The organism is Vibrio sp. DNB22_10_4 (assembly GCF_052879755.1).
On the sequence record NZ_JBNNXW010000012.1, the window covers coordinates 47,560 to 67,012 of the forward strand.

Annotated in this window: 15 protein-coding genes; all 15 read right to left on the reverse strand. The window is 45.0% G+C overall.

The window, feature by feature from the left end; all coding sequences use genetic code 11:
* Positions 1-11: 11 nt before the first annotated feature.
* Positions 12-1,406, reverse strand: a complete 1,395-nt coding sequence (locus tag ACVA6Q_RS20095; protein ID WP_446648714.1) for an oligosaccharide flippase family protein — start codon at positions 1,404-1,406, stop codon at positions 12-14.
* A gap of 17 nt (positions 1,407-1,423) precedes the next feature.
* The gene (rffA, locus tag ACVA6Q_RS20100; protein WP_446648715.1) at positions 1,424-2,554 is read right to left on the reverse strand and encodes a dTDP-4-amino-4,6-dideoxygalactose transaminase; all 1,131 of its coding nucleotides are present in this window, start codon (positions 2,552-2,554) and stop codon (positions 1,424-1,426) included.
* A complete protein-coding gene (locus ACVA6Q_RS20105) occupies positions 2,541-3,113 on the reverse strand; it encodes an acyltransferase (protein WP_446648716.1) in 573 nt (190 codons plus the stop codon). The genes rffA and ACVA6Q_RS20105 overlap by 14 nt, the downstream gene beginning before the upstream one ends.
* 7 nt (positions 3,114-3,120) lie before the next feature.
* A complete protein-coding gene (locus ACVA6Q_RS20110; RefSeq protein ID WP_446648717.1) occupies positions 3,121-4,203 on the reverse strand; it encodes a TDP-N-acetylfucosamine:lipid II N-acetylfucosaminyltransferase in 1,083 nt (360 codons plus the stop codon).
* Positions 4,204-4,205: 2 nt separating this feature from the next.
* Positions 4,206-5,084 (reverse strand): glucose-1-phosphate thymidylyltransferase RfbA, encoded by an 879-nt coding sequence (rfbA, locus tag ACVA6Q_RS20115; protein ID WP_446648718.1) that lies wholly within the window; start codon positions 5,082-5,084, stop codon positions 4,206-4,208.
* Positions 5,084-6,172: a dTDP-glucose 4,6-dehydratase gene (gene rfbB / locus ACVA6Q_RS20120; RefSeq protein ID WP_446648719.1), complete on the reverse strand. Its 1,089-nt coding sequence runs from the start codon at positions 6,170-6,172 to the stop codon at positions 5,084-5,086. The genes rfbA and rfbB overlap by 1 nt, the downstream gene beginning before the upstream one ends.
* A gap of 376 nt (positions 6,173-6,548) precedes the next feature.
* Complete coding sequence (locus tag ACVA6Q_RS20125; RefSeq protein ID WP_446648720.1) at positions 6,549-7,523, reverse strand: Wzz/FepE/Etk N-terminal domain-containing protein; 975 nt, start codon at positions 7,521-7,523, stop codon at positions 6,549-6,551.
* Between the two features lie 21 nt (positions 7,524-7,544).
* Positions 7,545-10,175: an SLBB domain-containing protein gene (locus ACVA6Q_RS20130; RefSeq protein WP_446648759.1), complete on the reverse strand. Its 2,631-nt coding sequence runs from the start codon at positions 10,173-10,175 to the stop codon at positions 7,545-7,547.
* A 168-nt stretch (positions 10,176-10,343) separates the two neighbouring features.
* Positions 10,344-10,862, reverse strand: a complete 519-nt coding sequence (locus ACVA6Q_RS20135) for a porin family protein (RefSeq protein WP_446648721.1) — start codon at positions 10,860-10,862, stop codon at positions 10,344-10,346.
* Between the two features lie 552 nt (positions 10,863-11,414).
* Entirely contained in the window at positions 11,415-13,583 is a 2,169-nt protein-coding gene (locus ACVA6Q_RS20140; RefSeq protein ID WP_446648722.1) for a polysaccharide biosynthesis tyrosine autokinase, read from the reverse strand.
* A 96-nt stretch (positions 13,584-13,679) separates the two neighbouring features.
* Complete coding sequence (locus ACVA6Q_RS20145; protein ID WP_446648723.1) at positions 13,680-14,120, reverse strand: arsenate reductase/protein-tyrosine-phosphatase family protein; 441 nt, start codon at positions 14,118-14,120, stop codon at positions 13,680-13,682.
* 52 nt (positions 14,121-14,172) lie between these two features.
* On the reverse strand, positions 14,173-15,288 hold the full coding sequence (locus ACVA6Q_RS20150; protein ID WP_446648724.1) for a polysaccharide export protein: 1,116 nt from the start codon (positions 15,286-15,288) through the stop codon (positions 14,173-14,175).
* A gap of 378 nt (positions 15,289-15,666) precedes the next feature.
* On the reverse strand, positions 15,667-17,862 hold the full coding sequence (locus ACVA6Q_RS20155) for a YjbH domain-containing protein (RefSeq protein ID WP_446648725.1): 2,196 nt from the start codon (positions 17,860-17,862) through the stop codon (positions 15,667-15,669).
* Positions 17,855-18,664, reverse strand: coding sequence for a capsule biosynthesis GfcC family protein (locus ACVA6Q_RS20160; RefSeq protein WP_446648726.1), 810 nt, complete (start codon positions 18,662-18,664; stop codon positions 17,855-17,857). The genes ACVA6Q_RS20155 and ACVA6Q_RS20160 overlap by 8 nt, the downstream gene beginning before the upstream one ends.
* 59 nt (positions 18,665-18,723) lie before the next feature.
* The gene (locus ACVA6Q_RS20165; protein WP_446648727.1) at positions 18,724-19,365 is read right to left on the reverse strand and encodes a YjbF family lipoprotein; all 642 of its coding nucleotides are present in this window, start codon (positions 19,363-19,365) and stop codon (positions 18,724-18,726) included.
* Between the last annotated feature and the right edge of the window lie 88 nt (positions 19,366-19,453).

The window sequence follows — 19,453 nt, forward strand, 5'->3', positions numbered from 1 at the left end:
TCAAAGCCGATTTAACTATTGAGCTTCTTGATAAGAAATTGGTAGGCAGATGCCATCTGAGCTTTTGATAAAAAAGATATCAATATCAAAACCACGAGCCAATACAAAGCAAAATGAAAATTCGCCGAATTACCTAACAGAGCCATTACTACGGAAGAAGCCACAAAGAAGAACGTGGTTATATAAGCCTTTGTTCTTTTTATTGGCCTCCACAAGAGGGATGAAAATTCTGTCCTGAGTATAAAAAACAAATAAAACGCTAAACAGGTACTTATAGTCGCCCCTTTTGCTCCTAACTCTGGCACCAATAGATAGTTACCTAATAGGTTTACCAAGAACGCTAGTACCGACGCCAACATTGAAAAACTGGATTTTCGCGATATACCAATACCTACTACTGTTGTTTCTGATAATGTGTAAAGTAAGGGAGCACCCATGCAAGCTACAAGCAGCCATTGTACTTCTGCATATTGCTCTGGTAGAACAAAGGTTACCAACCATGAAAACATACCTGCCAACGAAAATAGAATGGCAATAGCAAAAAGCATGTAATTAGTCACATCTTGAAGCTTTTCTAGATTTTCGCCTTTGCTTGCCCATTTGTATACCGTTGGTGCCCAGATGGTAGAGAATACTGATTGCAGAATGGTGGCTACACCAGAAAAGCTAATGGCAACAGAATAAAGACCTAGCTCTTCATAAGTGGACAGTGAGCGCAACATGATTTTATCTGTTGCGGTAAGACCCCAGTAAGCGGCCGCACCAAACACCAGAGGCAGTCCAAAGGAGAGCATCTCCTTGAGACGTTCGAAGTCTATCTTTTCTAATAAAGCTTGCTTTAGCGTATCTTTAGTATTCCAGGCTAACACTAACAATATGGTTACACCCCCCATCACATTAGCGTAAAGCAAGCGACTAAATGTTTTTTCAGTTTCTGTTAACACGTATATTGCAATTACTGAAAGAACCATTATTTTGGGTAATATTTGGCTTAACGAATAAGCAAAGCCGCGCTCATTCATTCGCAGGATCAAAGAAAGGAACCTTGACGAGAAGGCTGCGAGCATCATCACGCCTGTTGCAAGTGACAGTGCAAATGAGTCAACTTCAAAAAGCCAGCGTGAGAGCCCAGTATTTGATAGTAGTAGGACTATGGACAACACTAAAGTTAAAGCTAGAGAGCCTGGTAACCAAGCGGTACGAAACAATCGAGCTTTGTTATCGAATTCGTGGTATTCCCTTACATAGCTTTGATCTAAACCCAAACAGAACATCATCGTTGTAAAGCTGACCACAACATGAAGCATGGATATTTTGCCAACATCTTCTTGGCTAAAAAACCATGTGATCAGTGGCAGCGTCACAAGGCCAAGCAGCGCACTGGCTACTGGACCTATCGCAAACATCAAGATCGACTTTACTCTCATGAATAGAAATCTAACACGGCTTTGGTTACTTGATTGATCTCATTGTCTTCGATCCCAAACCACAGAGGAAGCCTTATAAGGCGCTCACTTTCTTGAGTCGTAAAGTCATCACTGCCATTCATACAACCAAACCGCTTGCCCGCTATTGAAGAGTGAAGTGGTACATAATGAAATACAGCTAAAACGCCATTTTCTTTCATGAAATCAAGCAAACGGGTCCTTTCATCTAGATTTGCAACTTTAAGATAAAACATATGAGCATTGTGAACACAAGCTTCTGGCACGATAGGTAAGTCAACCACGCCTTTTTCAGCCAACGCACTGAATGCCTGTTTATACTTACCCCATGCAAGTAACCTAGAGTCATTAATCTTTTCGGCGTTTTCAAGTTGTGCCCAAAGGTAAGCCGATTGAAGCTCAGATGGAAGGTAACTACTTCCGATATCTACCCATGAGTACTTATCAACCATCCCTCGGAAGAATTGACTTCTGTTTGTGCCCTTCTCTCGAATTACTTCCGCTCTTTCTATGAAGTTCTCATCATTTATAAGGAGTAAACCACCTTCGCCACCGCTGGTGTAGTTTTTTGTTTCATGAAAACTATAGGCTCCAAGGTGCCCAATTGTACCTAGAGCTTTGCCTTTATAAGTAGACATTACACCTTGAGCCGCATCTTCGATAACAAAAAGGCTATAACGCTCAGCAATTTCCATTATCTTATCCATTTCACAAGCTACACCCGCATAGTGAACTGGAACAATCACTTTAGTCTTTGCGGTTATTGCTGCTTCAATTTTATCTTCATCGATATTCATAGTGTCTGAACGAATATCAACAAAAACAATCTGGGCTCCCCTAAGAACAAATGCATTAGCTGTACTTACAAAAGTATAGCTAGGAACAATCACCTCATCACCGGGTTGAATACCTATCAAAATAGCCGCAAGCTCTAGCGCTGCTGTACAAGATGGCATTAATAACGTTTTTTTTGCTTTAAACTCTCTTTCAAACCAATTTTCACATTGCCGAGAAAGCCTGCCATCTCCACTTAGTTTTTTAGACTGAAGAACATCGCCGATATACTTACTTTCATCTCCGGTGACTGGCGGAACATTAAACGGAATCATTATTTAACTCTCTCATGTAATCTTTTTCAAATGCTAGTAGTTTCTTACTTCTTTTCTTAAGAAATTTAACAGGCACACCAATATAAATTGACCAAGGCTTCGTTGATTTGTTAACTAAACTATTTGCCCCTATGGACGTACCTTCAGCTAGGCTCACTCCCGGCAAAATTGAACTACCAGCCCCGATAATGGAATGTTTCCCAATCACTATTCTTTCAATTATTTCATTCTTATATTTTTTAGGAACTGTTGAATTGGTCATGGACTCACCGGTGTAATCATCAGATTGGCTGAATACTTTACATTGATATGCTAACGCAACAAAATCGCCAATTTCAATGCCTTTTTCACCGCCTGCTACTAAACATTGTGGTGTGATATGTACATTCCTGCCTATATTTAATTTTCCCGAGATTACGCAAAAATCGTCGATTCTGGAGTAGTCGCCAATCTCGATAAGTTCTGGGTTGTACACACTTGCTTTATCGCTTATTTTTACACCAACCCCTAGACTTTTAAAACCCATCGAGGCTAGTTCTCTATCTGATAAGTAGGCCATATTTTAGTTATTCTTTAATTAAAATAATCTTGCTTAATTGCTCTTTAAGATTCTTCTTAGAAAAGTAATTTCTCACTATTTCTTGATTTCTATCAATAAGATTGATATTGCTTGACAAATTATCCAAGTCCACAATATCTTCAATATTAAAAACTGACACAGCTAGTGTTTTGAATAGTTCCCACTGTGAAGTCCCTTTTTTAATATACACTTTCTTTCCCATGCCAACTAAAGAAATTGTATTACCCATCGCTTGTTGTCTATCATGGTTAAATATTGCAACGTCTATAGTCTCTAGTAAATTCAGGTAATCACTGTAAGGCATAAAATCCACAAGAAACCTCACTTTATCCCCAAACATATCTTGTGCACATTGCATCACAATGTCAGCATTGTCTTTATTGCCATAGGATAAAGGAATAATAATCTTGATGTTCTCATTCTTTATAGGCAGTAACTTTTTTAGTGCGTCTAAATGATTGTTAGTTGGGTCTGCGGAGTTTCCAAGTAATATTTTTATGTCGCCAGAATCACAATCAAACTCTTTGTTTGCATATTTTTCTGTAAAAACATTACTTAAGTACATAATACACTCTATATGTTCACCTTTGGCACCATATACTTTTCTAGCTATTTCGACATCACCACTTAAGTAGGTTACGAGATATCCTAGCCTACTAATGACACTTTTCCTAAAAAACTCTTTTAACTTAAAGAACTTAGTATTTAGGTATAATTCTCTATTGAATTTATAGAGATCTCCGCCCCAGATAATCCAATAACACTTGTTCAATAGCCAAGGGTTTAAGAAAAGCACAAATACTAGATAGTTATCAAACAACCCGTGCAGAATGATCTTATCGCTGCGATTCATCTCGCCTAAGATCCTAGCGTACCTACTAAAAAACCTAGCTATTTTATTTCCTTTCCTGTCCAGGTGGACTGAGTCTTCGCCCAATTCATACTTATACTTTTCGATATCACCATAAGTAATAACCTTTTGACCACTATTTGGAAATTCTTTACGAATGAAATCAATAAATGGAGGTATGAATTTTTCAAGAGGAGCTATATGTAATACATTGGTCATTATTAATATATACCTGACAAAGACGCTAAATATTGACCATACGAATTTTTAGCCATTTTTTTCGCACTTATGGCTACCGACTCGTTAGTCAACCATCCGTGATTCAAAGCTATCTCTTCTAAGCACGCTATTTTATAGCCTTGTCTATGCTCTATCGTAGCAACAAACTGTCCTGCTTCTAATAAGCTATCAAATGTACCAGTATCGAGCCATGCAAACCCACGGCCTAGTAATTCTACATTTAAAGAGCCATGTTCAAGATACATCTGATTTATTGATGTGATTTCCAGCTCCCCCCTCAAAGATGGCTTCACATTTTTTGCAAATTCTACAACCCGATTATCATAAAAGTATAAGCCAGTAACCGCAAAACTCGACTTTGCCTTTGTTGGCTTTTCTTCTATGGACAGTGCTTTCATACCCTGATCAAATTCAACTACTCCAAATCTCTCAGGATCTTTCACTCTATATCCAAAAACAGATGCCATCTCGTCTTGTTCTGCACGGCGAACCGATGCTTTTAACTTAGATGGTAATGAATCACCCCAAAAAATGTTATCACCTAGAACCAAGCATACCGAGTCATCACCGATGAATTCTTCACCAATAATGAATGCTTGAGCTAAGCCGTCTGGTGTTGGCTGAATCGCATATTCAAGGTTAATGCCGAAGTCAGAACCATCACCGAGTAATCGTTTAAAGCTCTCGTTATCTTCTGGTGTTGTGATGATTAAAATATCTCGAATACCCGCTAACATCAACGTCGATATTGGATAATAGATCATCGGTTTGTCATAAACAGGAAGCAGCTGTTTTGAGGTTCCACGAGTTAATGGGTAAAGGCGAGTACCTGAACCACCTGCTAGAACAATCCCTTTCATTATTTTTCTACTCCTGCCACAACGCCTAGGCGCTCTCGTTGATAACTGCCATTTTGTACGTTCTGACACCAAGTTGAATTGCCTAGATACCACTCAACCGTTTTGCGTAGGCCCGTTTCAAACGTCTCTTCTGGTGTCCAACTAAGCTCACATTGCATTTTGCTTGAGTCTATCGCATAGCGGCGATCATGACCTGGACGATCTTGCACGTACGTGATTTGTTCGGCATAAGGTGTCGCCTTCGGCACCAACGTATCCAAAATGTTGCAAATGGTGTAAACCACTTCGATGTTTTTCTTTTCGTTGTGACCGCCAATGTTATAGGTTTCACCCACTTTACCTTCGGTCACAACTTTGTAGAGTGCGCGAGCGTGGTCTTCGACAAACAGCCAATCACGGATCTGATCCCCTTTACCGTAGATTGGTAAATTTTTGCCTTCTAACGCATTCAGGATAACCAAAGGAATCAACTTCTCCGGAAAGTGGTATGGCCCATAGTTATTAGAACAGTTGGTAACAATAGTGGGTAAGCCATATGTACGAAGCCAAGCGCGAACGAGGTGATCACTTGACGCTTTGGACGCCGAGTACGGACTTGAAGGCGCGTACGGTGTCGTTTCCAAAAACATCGGAAGCTCTGCATTTTCGCTAACCTCATCGGGATGCGGTAGGTCGCCATACACTTCATCTGTTGAAATATGGTGGAATCGAAAAGCTTGTTTCGCATTGGAATCCAACGTATTCCAATATGCTCGCGTTGCCTCTAGTAGGGTGTAAGTACCTACTACATTCGTTTCAATGAAGGCTGCTGAGCCAGTAATCGAACGGTCTACGTGGCTTTCCGCTGCAAGGTGCATTACTGCATCAGGCTTGTGCTCTGTGAAAACGCGGTCTAGCTCTTGACGATCGCAAATATTTACCTGTTCGAATACGTAACATTCGTTTGATTCAACAGTTGCTAAAGACTCTAGATTGCCTGCATAGGTCAAACAATCCACGTTAACAACATTGTCCGTTGTGTTCTCTATGATGTGGCGCACGACTGCTGAGCCGATAAAACCTGCGCCTCCGGTGACTAGGATTTTCACTGAGTTAAGCCTACTTTGAAATGTTGATTGGTGCGTAAACGAGATGGGTTTGCGCAAATTGAATTTTTTGTTTCTGTTTTTTTGCAGAATTTGGTCTCTGTTATGTTTAACTACTGAGATACTATTTGTTCATTTTGAGACAGTCAATTTGGCCTATCTCATTGTAGTGCCTTGAATTAAATAATTTCTCTAGCTCGCCCCTACAGATTCCCTTTTTTTTGTTAGTCGCTCGCTTTGGGAGATCCTCACTTTCGTGAGGATGACGCGGAAAATGAGGATAACGACCAAGGTCAGGTCAGGTCAGGTCAGGTCAGGTCAGGTCAGGTCAAGATTACCAAACCCTCGGTTGTTCAAAAGGGCAGGAGTTGAAAGTGCCTTAAGACTCTTGATCTTCAACCTCTTCCTTTCTAAAAGCAAAGCGAACCAAAACAATAGCGACACCTAACATCCCACCAAGCAGGGTACCCAGCACACAAATAAGCGCACGTTTGGGTCCAGTTTTAAGCTCAGGTACCACAGCAGGGTCAACTACTTTGAAGATAAACTCTTCCTGCACTTCCGCCAGCATTAAGCTCTTGGTTTGCTCTTCAATAATTTGATAAAACGCGCTTTGCATCTCTGCGACCGATGTTTTGTTTAGCTGCTCTGCTAAATAGTCCAAGTTTTGAGTGCTCTCAGCAATCACACGCTCGCGCATCACTTTGTTAATATCTTGTACTAACCAAGTCGTCCACTGCTGGGCAAGGTACGGTGAAAAGTGCTCAATACTCACCGTGTATAAGCCGCTCTCTTTATCTTGGCTTACACTGAACATCTCTTTAATGAAGACATCATACGCTTCTTGCGAGCTTGGCTCTGCGCCACGCAGACCTTTAGGCTCACGTAACCATTTACCTGTCGCTGGGTCATAAGCCTCTTCATTTAAAACCAGCGTATTGCTATTCGCATCCCACTCTTTCGCCGCCATAATTGGCACTAACAAATCGTGCTTTTGAATAAAGTGGTCAACAAATTGGCGTGATTTCATTACCTGCACCGCAAGGTCGGTCTGGCTGCTTTCACCGCCACCTAGATTCACCCCAGCAAGCGCGGCTAAGCCACCAAGTTGCCCGGCCATTTTAGCGAGCCCGCCTTGCCCCGAGTTTTCTGCTGGGGCTAAGAGCGTGTCTGCTTTGTACGTGTTCGGTTGGCTTATGGCAAATAGCACTGCGCCTACTGCAAACACAAACGTAGTGGCAACAATGATCCATTTTCCTTTCCAAAGTGCTAGAAACAGCTCTTTTAGATCAATTTCATCATCGTGCTGAGCAAACTGCGGTGGCAGTTGATTCGGATAGTTATTCTGAGTCATGACGTCTTCATCCCTATCCGGTTACTTATTGATCGCGTTAAATGCGACACCAATTTGGTACAAGATCTGCGTTGTTGCAGTCCAAGTACTCAATGCATCACGGTAATCGGTATCAATTGGCACCACTATGGTATCACCCGGTTTTAGTTGCTCGTTCTTATTGCCAAACCAGTAACCTGAGTTTGGTTTGTAAACAGAGCCGTCTGCTCGGACAACAAAGATACGGTCTTCATCCGCTTGCTTTTTAATACCGCCGGCTTTGTTTAGGTAGTCTTTTACATCCAGCTTATTGTCTAGCAAGTAGGTAATCGAGACTTGCACTTCACCCATAATCGAGATGGAGTTACGGAAGGTAGGGACAAACAAGAAGTCGCCATCTTCCAGCATAAAGTCTGCCGACTCATTGCCTTGAGTGATTTGATCAAGTTGCACTACCATGCGGCCAAGCGCTTTGCTTTTGCTGGCTTCCTCCACAAATGACAAGGTTTTGTCTGGGTCAGTAATGGTGGAGCCAAGGTTGTTATCTACACGGAAGGTCTTTTTCGCGGTTTCTTTACGAATGTCTGCCGCGTATTGGTTTAGCTGCTTCTCTTCTTGTAGGCGAAGCGCTTCACGCGTAAAGATGGCACCTTGTGGGTGAGCAAAACCGGTTAAACCGCCAGCTCGCTCAATCAGCTCATGCATGGTTTCGCCTTGGCGTACGCTGTAAGTACCAGGGAAGCGAACTTCACCTTGCAGTGTCACGGTGCGTCGTAGGTTGGCGTTTGGCTGCTCTAACACGTTCAGCCTATCGCGCGGGCCTACTTTCGCGTTTTCTGCGACATCACCTAGTAGTGCGTTACCAAGGTTGATGCGTGAAATATCCAGCACCGAGCGCTGCGCTGCGTTATCAAACGTGTTACGTGACAATTCAGCATTCATGATGAAAGCATCTGGCGTCAGGCCGCCAGCGGCTTCGACAAGATCTTTTACCGTGGTATTGCTAGCAATTGGGTAACTGCCTGGGTGTTTAACTTCGCCGCCCACTTCAGCAATCAGAGGGGGGTGACCGTATACGGCTTGTTGGTGAAGCTGCATAAGGATTGGTGCAAGCAACGCTTGACGAGTAGATTGCTTAACTCGGTCAATCTGCTCTTGGTCAACCTCTTGCCCTTGATATATCAACTGAATCTGTTGATTGTCGACACGTTCAAGTGCAGCGTTATGGTTTTGCTGATCTTTGAGTTCTTGTTCAAACGATTGCTGCTGAGCTTGCTCAAATGTTTTCGCTGTCGCCGCTTCATTTACGGATTGCGAAAGCGCCTCTAACTCTTCTAGGTTAAAACGGTTGAACACCAGGACTCTATCACGTGAGCTAAGTAGCAGGTTGTCCTTGCTACTTGGTGACATAATGGCGTTGGCCAAATCGACTTGAAACACTTTAATGTCACGTTGTGGGTTGATCTCTCGAACCACCAATGCGTAGTGCACATCAGCCGTTGAGTTAAACGCCGTATCCACGCCAGAGAATAGGTGTGAAAGCTTGGTACCGCTGCGCCACTGGTAGTAGCCAGGGTGCTGCACGTCCCCTTCTACCTGCACGTAGTTGGTCAACTCATCACTTCGTTTACCTACCGTGATTTTATCGCCGTTTTTCGCTTTGGTGTTTAGGCCAGCGTTACTATTGAGCGCCAAAGTCAGCACTTCTCGAATGCCATTTTTAGCAGAGCGCTTTACTTGTACCTGAGCTGCATAGGCGTTAGCGGTCAGACCCGCCGCCATTTTCACAATGTGCGCATAGCTCTCGCCAGGCTTAATTTCATAAATCGCCGGGCGGTTTACTTCGCCGTCAATTTCAATGGTTTGCTTAACTGGGCCAATAAATACCACATCACCCGGCATTAAGCGTACATCGTTACGAGTATCGCCTTTTAGCAATAGGTCGTACATATCTAGGCGACGAACCAACTTGCCATTGCGCTTTAGCTGAATGTCACGCAGCGCACCACTGTCACTAAAGCCACCGCTGTAGTATATGGCTTGCGAGATAGTCGTTAGGCCACTTACCGTATAAGCACCAGGTTTAAACGCATCACCCATTACAAAAATCTGCATGCTTCGTAGCTCGCCCATGGTCACATCACTACGAACGCCAATCATTTGTTCACGCACTCGCTGCTGCAATGATTCACGCACGTTCGAGAAGCTCATGCCGCCCACTTGCACCGGCCCCAAGGTCGGGAAGTTAATCACACCTTCACGGTTAACACGTAGGCGGTGGGTTTGGTTTTCTTTACCAAACAGTTGCACCACGATTTCGTCTCCAGGCCCTACTTGGTATTCGGCTGGGACTGGCACATCGCTGATCGGTGCGAAGGTCGATGGGGAAGAGGCAAATAACTCAATACCAAATCGAGTCAACTCGTCTTGCTGGTTTTCTGTTGTTTTCGGCGCTTTTGGCTGCTCAGCATCAACTGGCTGTGGCGGGCGTTCATTCATCACCTGAGGGTTTTGATAGCCTTCAGTCACACCGCCGCTGCTTGGCAATGGGATACCATATTGCGCGGCTAGTGCCTGCTGCTGACTTGCTGGCAACTGTTTAAACATCTCAATTTGCTGTGGCGTTGGGGTTTGTGCGCTCGCAGTGCCCGAAAACGCCACCATGCTAATCATACTTGCAGCACACAGGCCACTGCGCAGCCATTTTTTCACCTTCATTGAAAGGCTTGAGCTCAAAATGGTTGGGATACTATTCATTAATAAATTCTCTTACATTAACCCTTAGCTTCAGCTCAATAGAGCGCTAAACCTGAGAGCGGAAAGTTCACGATTTACGCTCTACTAAAAGCGATATTGAAAGCCTAACGTCAATCCATTAAGGCGTGCGTTGTCGCTGTTTAGGTTATTAAGAAATTCAAATGTTAATGCGGTATCACTACTTAGCGCGTAGTGCATACCAAGGCCAAAGCTTGCGCCGCCATGAGTCCCTGATCCCACATTTTGCTGGTCGATCGTCACAGAGGAATAGCCAAGTAAGCCGTACATCGAAAGCTGGTCTGTAACAGGCACATTACCTTTGAGTAATGCCGACGCTAGGCTATCGACATTCAATCCGCCGGAGCGCTGGATTGAGGTGCCATAGCGCCCTTCTACGGCAAAATAATCATTAAAAAAGTAGCCAAGCTGCGCTTGTATTATCAAAGGTGATGCATCGGCAGAAGAGGCTTGTTCTGAATGTTGATATTCGGCGCCAGCGTAGGTGAAAGCCGCCCCGGCATACAAATTGGCAAATGCAGAGTGAGCACAAAGGCTCGAACCCAACAAAGCAGCTACCAAGGTTAATTTGGTTCTTTTATTCAAGGTGATATTCCCCAAGCTCGGGTATTCCCGATTAACGGATTAATTGCTTAGGGCAAATGCGAGGAATAAGATGGATAATGAAGGGAGGATTACGCGGGGTAAACGCTTAGATTCATACGAGTAGCCGAAAAACAGGCTTAAACCGCAAGCCCTGACTTCTATCGCGTTCGTATGATGGGTAATACCGTAGCCGCAGCTGCGCAGACAACCTAACCTTCCATTTTGAGTGCTTTCTATTGGTGCACTTTTCCTTTTTATATTGTGGCACGCTACCGCCCGTTGGTAGTGCGTCAACCACATTGCGCATTTGCCAGCTTTACTCTGTGCATGAGTCTTGTCGACTATACATTAACTTTACAGACGTTTAAGCCTTCGTCCGTGTCACTCCTGTGACTAATTGTAACGCCACACCACGCTGAAAACATGTTGCATAACACATCTCAAGGTATGGTACAGCGCTTTATTATCCATATTCAGTATCACTGAGCAAGGGAGTTATCGTGCTTTATAAAGCTTTATAGATTCGAGTCATAGTTTGACGGTTTTCTTTGTCTACGAGCGATTGTCATACGCGTATTGATAGTAGCCATAACTGTTTGAGGCTTTTTTCTCAATCGCATTGAGGATCACACCTTTAACCTCGATACCCGCTTTTTTGAATCTATCATTGGCGATTTCTATTTCTTTGACGCTATTTTGTCCAAAGCGTGTCACCATTAATGTGGTGCCTGCTTGTGCGCCAACAATGCTTGGGTCTGTTACCGCCAGTACTGGCGGGGTATCGACTAACACCAAGTCATACTGGGTACTCGCCCAATCTAGAAGGTCTCTAAATCTTTGGTGCATCAATAGCTCAGACGGGTTGGGGGGCACCATACCGCGAGTAATCACATCTAGCCCATCGATGCCACTGGCTTTAACGACTTGTTCTTTGGTGTTTTTATCGGCAAGTAGATCCGACAAACCGTTATCCCATTTAAGGCCAAAGCTGCGCTGCAAGTAACCCTTGCGCATATCCGCATCAATCAGTAACACTTTCTGTCCGGCACCGGCTGCAACCGCTGCAAAGTTAGTGGCAATGAACGACTTACCTACACCCGGGGCTGGGCCTGAAATCATTACAATATTGTTTTTCGCTTCTAGCATGGCAAAGTGCAAACTGGTTCGAAGGCCGCGAAGCGCTTCAATGGATAAGTCTGCCGGGTTGACCTTAGCAAGCAAGCCGGTGTTTTCATTCTTCTTACGGCGACTAAGCGCGCCCTTTTTTGTTGCAGTCGCGAAGCTTACTTGCATTTCAGATTTTGGTACGCTGGTGTAAACCGGAACGCCAATCGCTTCAATTTCATCCGGGCTGGTAACGCCCTGATGGAAAGCTGCTTTCACCAGCACAACCGCAACACTGAGCATGCCGCCCAACAGCGTTGCCAACACTACAATCAGTGATTTTTTGGGTTTGATTGGGTGTGCGTAAACCTGGGCTGTATCGAGAATACGGACATTACCTACCGCGCTAGCTTTCATGATGTTCAGCTCTTGAACTTTGTTCAGTAACTGAATGTAGATCTGTTGGTTTACTTCCACGTCGCGCGTCATTCGTAATACTTCACGCTGCGTTTTTGGTAGTTTCTGTATTTGTCTATTTAGGCGTTCGCGCTCTTGAAGTAGGGTGTCGCGCTTATCGAGTAATGACTTATACGATGGGTGGTCTTTGGTAAAGCGCTGACTAATATCGCTTTCTTTAAAAGTGAGCTCATTGAGCTGCGCTTCAAGATCCACGACCACTTTAAGTGCAGACTGCGCCTCTAACCCTAAATCCACCGATTCATTTTGCTGCCTAAAATGGTTTAATCGGTCTTCCGATTGGTTCAGCGACGCTTTAATTTGCGGTAGGTTTTTTTGCAAGAAAGTCAGGCTTTTTTCAGCTTCCGCCGATTGGCGAGCAACATTTTGCATAAAGTAGTTCATGCTAATGTCATCAAGAATGGCCTGTATCTGCTGTTTGCTTTCTCCTTCAAAGGCAAGCTGCAAGATCCCTGTTTGCTTGCTTCGCTCTATAATAGAAAGGGTTTGTTGCAGCCACTGAATGGCATCCAAACGGGAGCGTTGTGCCAATACAAATTCATCGCCGGTTTGTGCATCAATATCACGAACAAACAGTCGCCAGTCACCACGCTCGGCCAATTCACCGACAAAACCTGTTAACACTGCTTTGCCGTTACTGTCGATGAGTTGATATTCGCCAGTGTCTTGATTTGAGAACTGCAGAGTTACGGCTCCAACGCCAGTCAGGTAATCTGGCATTTCAAATCGCGCTACATTAATACTATTCTGCTCACCCAATAATCGATTTAACCCTTTACCAATGACGGGTAACGATTTTGGGGCGGCAATCGTAGTCAGGTTAAGCTTATCAACCGTTTCACCTAACACCATGCGAGACTTGATGATCTCGATTTCCGTGGTTGCCGATGATTCCTGAGTGAACATCTCACCCAAGCCTTCATTAATCAGGCTAGATACCCCAGAATTTTTGCTTTCAACCTGAATAAGCGCATCCGCTTTATAAATGGGCGTAGACAGCAGCGCATACACCACGCCCATCAATGCAAACACAAATGTGACCGTGATAATCAGCCATTTTGCCTCTAGCAATAGGTTGAACAGCTTACCAAGATCGATTTCGTCGGCAGCATTATTGTATTTTTGAGTTTCTGATTGCATATCGCTTTTCATTACTGTCGGCGTAGCTCATTGCTACCACGTCTGATTATCGGGAACTTAAATGGTAAAGGGGTGAACGAAACTTGCTACTACCGCCTAGAGCTTTTTAGACCATTGCTGCACTGACTGTTCAATCAGCGTGAACACATGCTCGAACGCCTCTTCGCTTTGGCGGTACGGGTCTGGAATCTCGATTTGATTTAACCATTGCCCCAAGAGCATGGTTTTTCCTCTCGCCGCAGGGGCAATATCGCCAACGGCGTCGATGTGTTTTCTTTCCATCACTAGGATAAGGTCATTATCACGGCACATCTCTTGGGTTAACTGTCTGGCACTGTGACCGGAGACATCCAACTGATTGCGACCTGCAATTTCGATGGCCATTTTATCGGCACTGTTGCCAACAAGACGACTCTTCTCAGCCGCAATCCCTGCGGATGTCACTTTTTTACCTGGAATGAGCTTTTGCAGTGCGCGCTCGGCGGTAGGTGAGCGACAAATGTTGCCCACACAGACGACAAGAATGTTATTAAACATAGCGATGCTCCAACTGCTCAATCTGTTCGGTTGCAGTCAATTGACAAACCATTTAGTTATCCCAAGCCCGATACGAGTTACCCGCATCAGCAATATTCTTAATGCCTGTAAGTGTCGGTAGTAGCTGCGTCATCAAACGGTTCCAACGAGAAATAGGCTGTGCGGTCACGTAAACCACGTCGTAAGGTTCAAGACTAAACTCGGTGCCGATGACCAGCGCAGTCGCATCTTTAATGTTTAGCTGATAAATATCTGCCACTTGGTCTGGTTTGCTGCTATTGCGAATGACAAACACCCCAGAAGCATCGGCCGCGACCTCATTGATGCCACCCACTGAGCTAAGCGCCTCTGTTAAGCTCATGCCTGCACGATCAATCTTCAGCATCTGTGGGCTAGAGACTTCACCCAGCACAAACACTTTTTGGTTGTCATTACGTGGCACATGAACAATATCGCCTGGCTCAAGTAGTAGGTTTTGCGTGAGATCGCCACGCTGCATCAATGCATACAAAGAGAAAGACTGCTCTTGGCCATCTCGCGTTAGCGTGACATTGCGCCAGTCGGCATCGTCTGCAAGGCCGCCCGCACGGTTAATGGCGTCTAGCAGCGTCAAGGGAATATTGGTAATAGGCTGCTGCCCCGGCTTTTGCACTTCACCGGTGATATAGGTTTTTTGCGAGCGAAAAGCGGCGATATTCACGTCAACTTGCGGACTTTCAATGTATTTAGAGAGTCGCTTGGCAATATCAATACGGATCTCGGTAACGCTTTTACCCACCACGTTCACTTTACCAATATAGGGATAGAAGATGGAGCCATCGGCATGAACCCAGTTACCCGCTTCTTCGGAGCTACGATACGAACCGGCAGGAATGGTCAGCTCTGGGTGGTCCCAAATGGTGATATTGAGGACATCGCCCACACCGACTCGATATTCGTATTTGGCAATCGCTAAATCGAGAGCTGGATTGGGCGTGGCTTGTGGTATCTGTTGCTTGAATTGGACGACTTGCTGCGCCGTCAGGGGATAGATAGAGACTTGCTGATCGAGCGAGCTATCTTGTGTGGTTTCTGTTTCTTTATTACTGGTTGGTAAATGACTTCCTGGCAAACTACACCCTGCCAGCAATACCATGGCCAACATACCAGCAATGCTGTTCTTACTCATTCCTTAGCGCCCTAACCCACCTAAAGCGGTACTCAAGTCCCTTGCGGCGACTCAAACTTGGTGTTGTATTTAGTGCTTGCCACGCCTAATTTCTTCTTTTCACGCACGCTACCGCCACCACTCATTTACAAAAAATAGCGCTCAGAAGATATGCACAATAAGGCAGTAAAACAAACTGTATTAAAACTAGCTGAGTAATATACTGATTTTTCGGTAAACTTACATAAAAACATGATGTTGATTCATTTATTAAACCAACAAAACTGGATAAGTGTGATGAAAATCACTAAATGTATAGGGATTTTAAATGGAAGAATTTCGTTTTTTTACTACACCTTTAGCTAATATAACGAAACTCTTCCATTTAGAGGGGAGGGCTTACTCGACCTGACTTGGCCTTTGTAACCATGGTGAACGTGCATCTGTGACACTGAACAGCTCGTATTTACGTCCTAGCATCTGTCCGCCGTCTCGTGTGAGCGGCTGCCAGTTGAAGAAAGCACGATTCGCGCTCGGTTTCACCGTCATGATGTCGAATGGAATCGAAACATAAAAACCTTTGGTAAAGCTGCCCTCACCAAACTCTTCTGAGCTTAAGTTAGTAAAGCTCGCGTAAGCACCAGCAATCACACCGCTTTTAAACTGTTTTGAGAAGTCTAAACGAGTACCCACATCGCCAGCGAGGAACTGACCAAACCCAACCTTAAATAGCGTGCTATCCAGGAAAGGCCATTGCGGCATATAGTAGCCGGTGACAAAACCGGTGGTTTGATTGACAGCGGCCTTAAATGGTCGGCCTAATTCAGGGATGTTTTGGTCTTCTTGGTCGAACACCCCAAAAGCACTTCTTGGGTCACGCTGCGATACTAAGTTGATGTCGGCACTGATCGCCCAATTTTTATTAAGTGGGCGATAGAGTAGCTCACCACCAGCACCAGCAAACATGGTTTCTAAGTAGCCGCCATAGACTTGGCCATAAAATCCATTACCGAATTCTTGAAAGTAAGTCGCCTGTAGGTTTTTTACCCACAAGGTGTTGTCTGACACATAGGCTCTAAATAGGGTTCTTACTCGCGGTACATCTGTTCCATCCGGTGGGACGATGTAATTAAACTTGTCATAGTTATCGACAACATTGAGGTGCAAGGTGCCAGATAGGTTAAGGTTTTTCGTAGCCCACACATCCGCTGTGCCATCGATACCCAGCTCATACAGATAGAAGTTCTCGGCTGAGCCTATCGACTGCGCTAGCGTTGGCCTAAACGAGTATTGGAAACGGTCAAAGCCGTCAAACTCTGTTTCTGCGTTGGTTTTACCCTCTACCTCTTTTTCTAAAATAGCATCAGTCAACTCACGGTCTAACGGCTGTTGCTGCGCAATTTGCTTGAATGAGTCCGCATTAATTTCAGTTTCGGTTTGCGGCAAATTAAGATTGGTTTCGATGATGTTGTAAGTGGTGATCTCCGCTGGAAGGTGGTTCGCTAAAATGCGCGCCGCACGCTCGCGTGCCTCATCTCGATTGCGGTACTTTTTCTGCTTACCGACAATCGTTACGGTATCGCCGCTGCGCTGAATCGCGACATCATCATAACCAGCAATAGCATTTAGCTCGCCGGCCAGTTTGTCCCAGTCAACCTCATCAACACTGTTAGCAGCTTGCGCTGGGCGTGGTTCTGGGGTGGGCTCATCCAACCAATAGGCTTTGGTATCGTTAAAGTTGGTGCGCAGCGTCACGCCTAGGGCAACGGCATTGCCACGCTGATAGCTGGCACGAATATCGCCCCAGTCTCCTACTCGATAAAGTGCACCTACGTTCCACGGTGTTGAGGGTGTCATGTTGACGCCGGCACGCACTACAGGAAAATCTTGGGAGTAGTTATTTGAATCATACTCAAACTTAAAACGCAGCGGCTGCCAGGGAGTTTGGTATTCGATGCCGCCAAAAAGAGCTGCAGGTCCTTTAAACCAACGATCATAGTCGACCATGCCCCCAGAGCCTTTGTAATCTGAAGGTCGAGTGCAATAGCCATCACTGACTTTACAAAACGGATTGGCGATATTGTCGCGAGTGCCAAGGTAGCCCCAACCCATCCCTAATGTGAAATCAAAATTGCCAAAGCGCTTTGTCGCGGCGATAAACTCACCATCAAACAGCCCGGTACCGCCAAAATCTCTAAAACCCACCGATGTTTCTGGCAGGTAATCGCCCTCTTCCAACAAACGGATCTTAAAATCAATCCCTTTATCTGTGTACTTAGTATCGCCACTAAAACTAGGATCGTTACTGTAGAGTAAATCCTGAACCAAAGTGTAGCGAATCGTAGTTTCAAACCAAGGCATCAACTGCAAGCTAACATTGTATTTATGGTAATGCTCGGTCCAGTCACCATTAATACTAAATTCCCCTTCAGCCGCCATGCGCCCAGTTGGCATTTGCATAAGGCCCACGCCGCCAAAATCCGATTGGGATGGCGTTAATGTCGCAGGTTTAAACGCATCACCATGGGATGCTGTACTTAGTACGGTGGCTATTGCCGCGGATAATATTGAAGGCGTTAATCGCTTATTATTCATTGTGATTCACCTTATGACGCAGCAGATCAGCAATCTCTTGATTTAGGGTTGAAAACTCTGATGGAAGGGATTTAAAAGGCACGTAGACTATTGCTCCAGGCGCCAGAAAGTGAGGTTGGAAGTTCCATATACCATAGGCCATCTCCATGACTTTGCCGTCTGGCTGAATCACTAATGCAGTACTGCGACTAGCGCTATCTAAACGAATATCGCCGAGAGCATTGAAGTAATCGGCTAGGAACCACTGCGCCTGATGCGGAACACGCTCCGGCTGCTTTACTGCCCCCAGAAAGCTTACTTTGTTATGACGAGCGCCGATGTTGAGTTGATAGTTGCCGACCAGTTGCGGGTTGCCATCTCGTAGTGATTGCACCAGGTCATAATCGAGAGAGGTGAACTCGCGGTAGTGAAATTGAACACTGTCAAGCTGCGCTAAGACACTGTTTGCACCCACGCTTGGGTCTTGCGCTTGAAGCGCTTTGAGCTGAGCGGCCACTTGGGCTTTTTTACTGTCAATACTGGCTTGTTTGTCTGAGGAAAACAGCTGAGCTTGCACATAATCCAGCTGCACGCTCGCAAGCTGTGCTTGGTTATTGGCATCTTTTAAAACCCTATCCAATCGCGCAGGCTGGGGATACTCCAATCTAACCGACTGCTGTGGCAGCATGACTGATAGCTCGGCACTGCTCGCAGGGGAAACGGTAACAGCAATCGCTGAAGCCATAAAAAGAGGACAAGCCATTAGCAGTGACAGACAACGTCTTTTTAGACATTCTTTATTTCGCCATCCGTGATAGAACATGTGGTTTCCTTAATCGATACCAACGCCCAAAACCTAGTGGAGGCGCTGCCATCAAATGATTACATCGAGGGTTGTTTTAATACGGTAAATTCGACTTTGGCCATTTGCGGGCCAATGTACTCTATCGAGCGCACGGTGTTGCCCGTTTCACTGTCTTGCCAATATTCATTGATTAGCGGATGGTCTAGCGCATCAAACTGCACACGTTCGCTGTATTTTTCTGTTTGGTAGCTGGCGACAGCGGTATTGATGGTTTCACTGCCATCTGCCCATCGATTGGCAATACCTTGATATCCGTAGCGGTAGTCTGGCATCCAATCATAATTCACTTGCCAAGAGTTGGCGGTTTGCTCTGTTCGGGTAACGCCTTGGAGGTTATCACCATAGAGACCTATGGTTTTCACTAATCTGCCCTTTTCGTACACGAACAAGGCACGGTCTGAAGACATCCATTTATACTGAGTCACACCCGTGGCTGTGTTTGGCTCAGCAAAGGCCAGAACAACAAAGATTTGGGCACCATCGTTGATTCGAATGTAGGCGCTGGCGTATGGGAGTGCCTGAATTTGTTCAGCGGTCATGACCACATCATCGGCACCTAAAAAGGCCTCAGATAAGGTTGCGTTTACGTCTTGGAAGCGTTGGGAGCAAGCCGTCAACGTCAGTACCGAGCACATAATGAGCGTGGATTTAAACTTCAATACATCATCCCGCAGTAGAATGAGCGCATACTAAAGGCGCTACATAAGATGTGATAATTGCTCAACTCGACAGAGTGGAGAAAAAACT

What these genes read in the sequence shown, in the direction of transcription:
- ACVA6Q_RS20150 (WP_446648724.1), bottom strand. Translation starts at nt 15,288, where the DNA reads ATGAGTAAGAACAGCATTGCTGGTATGTTGGCCATGGTATTGCTGGCA.
- ACVA6Q_RS20155 (WP_446648725.1), bottom strand. Translation starts at nt 17,862, where the DNA reads ATGAATAATAAGCGATTAACGCCTTCAATATTATCCGCGGCAATAGCC.
- ACVA6Q_RS20125 (WP_446648720.1), bottom strand. Translation starts at nt 7,523, where the DNA reads ATGACTCAGAATAACTATCCGAATCAACTGCCACCGCAGTTTGCTCAG.
- rfbA (WP_446648718.1), bottom strand. Translation starts at nt 5,084, where the DNA reads ATGAAAGGGATTGTTCTAGCAGGTGGTTCAGGTACTCGCCTTTACCCA.
- ACVA6Q_RS20160 (WP_446648726.1), bottom strand. Translation starts at nt 18,664, where the DNA reads ATGTTCTATCACGGATGGCGAAATAAAGAATGTCTAAAAAGACGTTGT.
- ACVA6Q_RS20140 (WP_446648722.1), bottom strand. Translation starts at nt 13,583, where the DNA reads ATGCAATCAGAAACTCAAAAATACAATAATGCTGCCGACGAAATCGAT.
- ACVA6Q_RS20145 (WP_446648723.1), bottom strand. Translation starts at nt 14,120, where the DNA reads ATGTTTAATAACATTCTTGTCGTCTGTGTGGGCAACATTTGTCGCTCA.
- ACVA6Q_RS20095 (WP_446648714.1), bottom strand. Translation starts at nt 1,406, where the DNA reads ATGTTTGCGATAGGTCCAGTAGCCAGTGCGCTGCTTGGCCTTGTGACG.
- ACVA6Q_RS20105 (WP_446648716.1), bottom strand. Translation starts at nt 3,113, where the DNA reads ATGGCCTACTTATCAGATAGAGAACTAGCCTCGATGGGTTTTAAAAGT.
- rffA (WP_446648715.1), bottom strand. Translation starts at nt 2,554, where the DNA reads ATGATTCCGTTTAATGTTCCGCCAGTCACCGGAGATGAAAGTAAGTAT.
- ACVA6Q_RS20110 (WP_446648717.1), bottom strand. Translation starts at nt 4,203, where the DNA reads ATGACCAATGTATTACATATAGCTCCTCTTGAAAAATTCATACCTCCA.
- ACVA6Q_RS20130 (WP_446648759.1), bottom strand. Translation starts at nt 10,175, where the DNA reads ATGATTAGCATGGTGGCGTTTTCGGGCACTGCGAGCGCACAAACCCCA.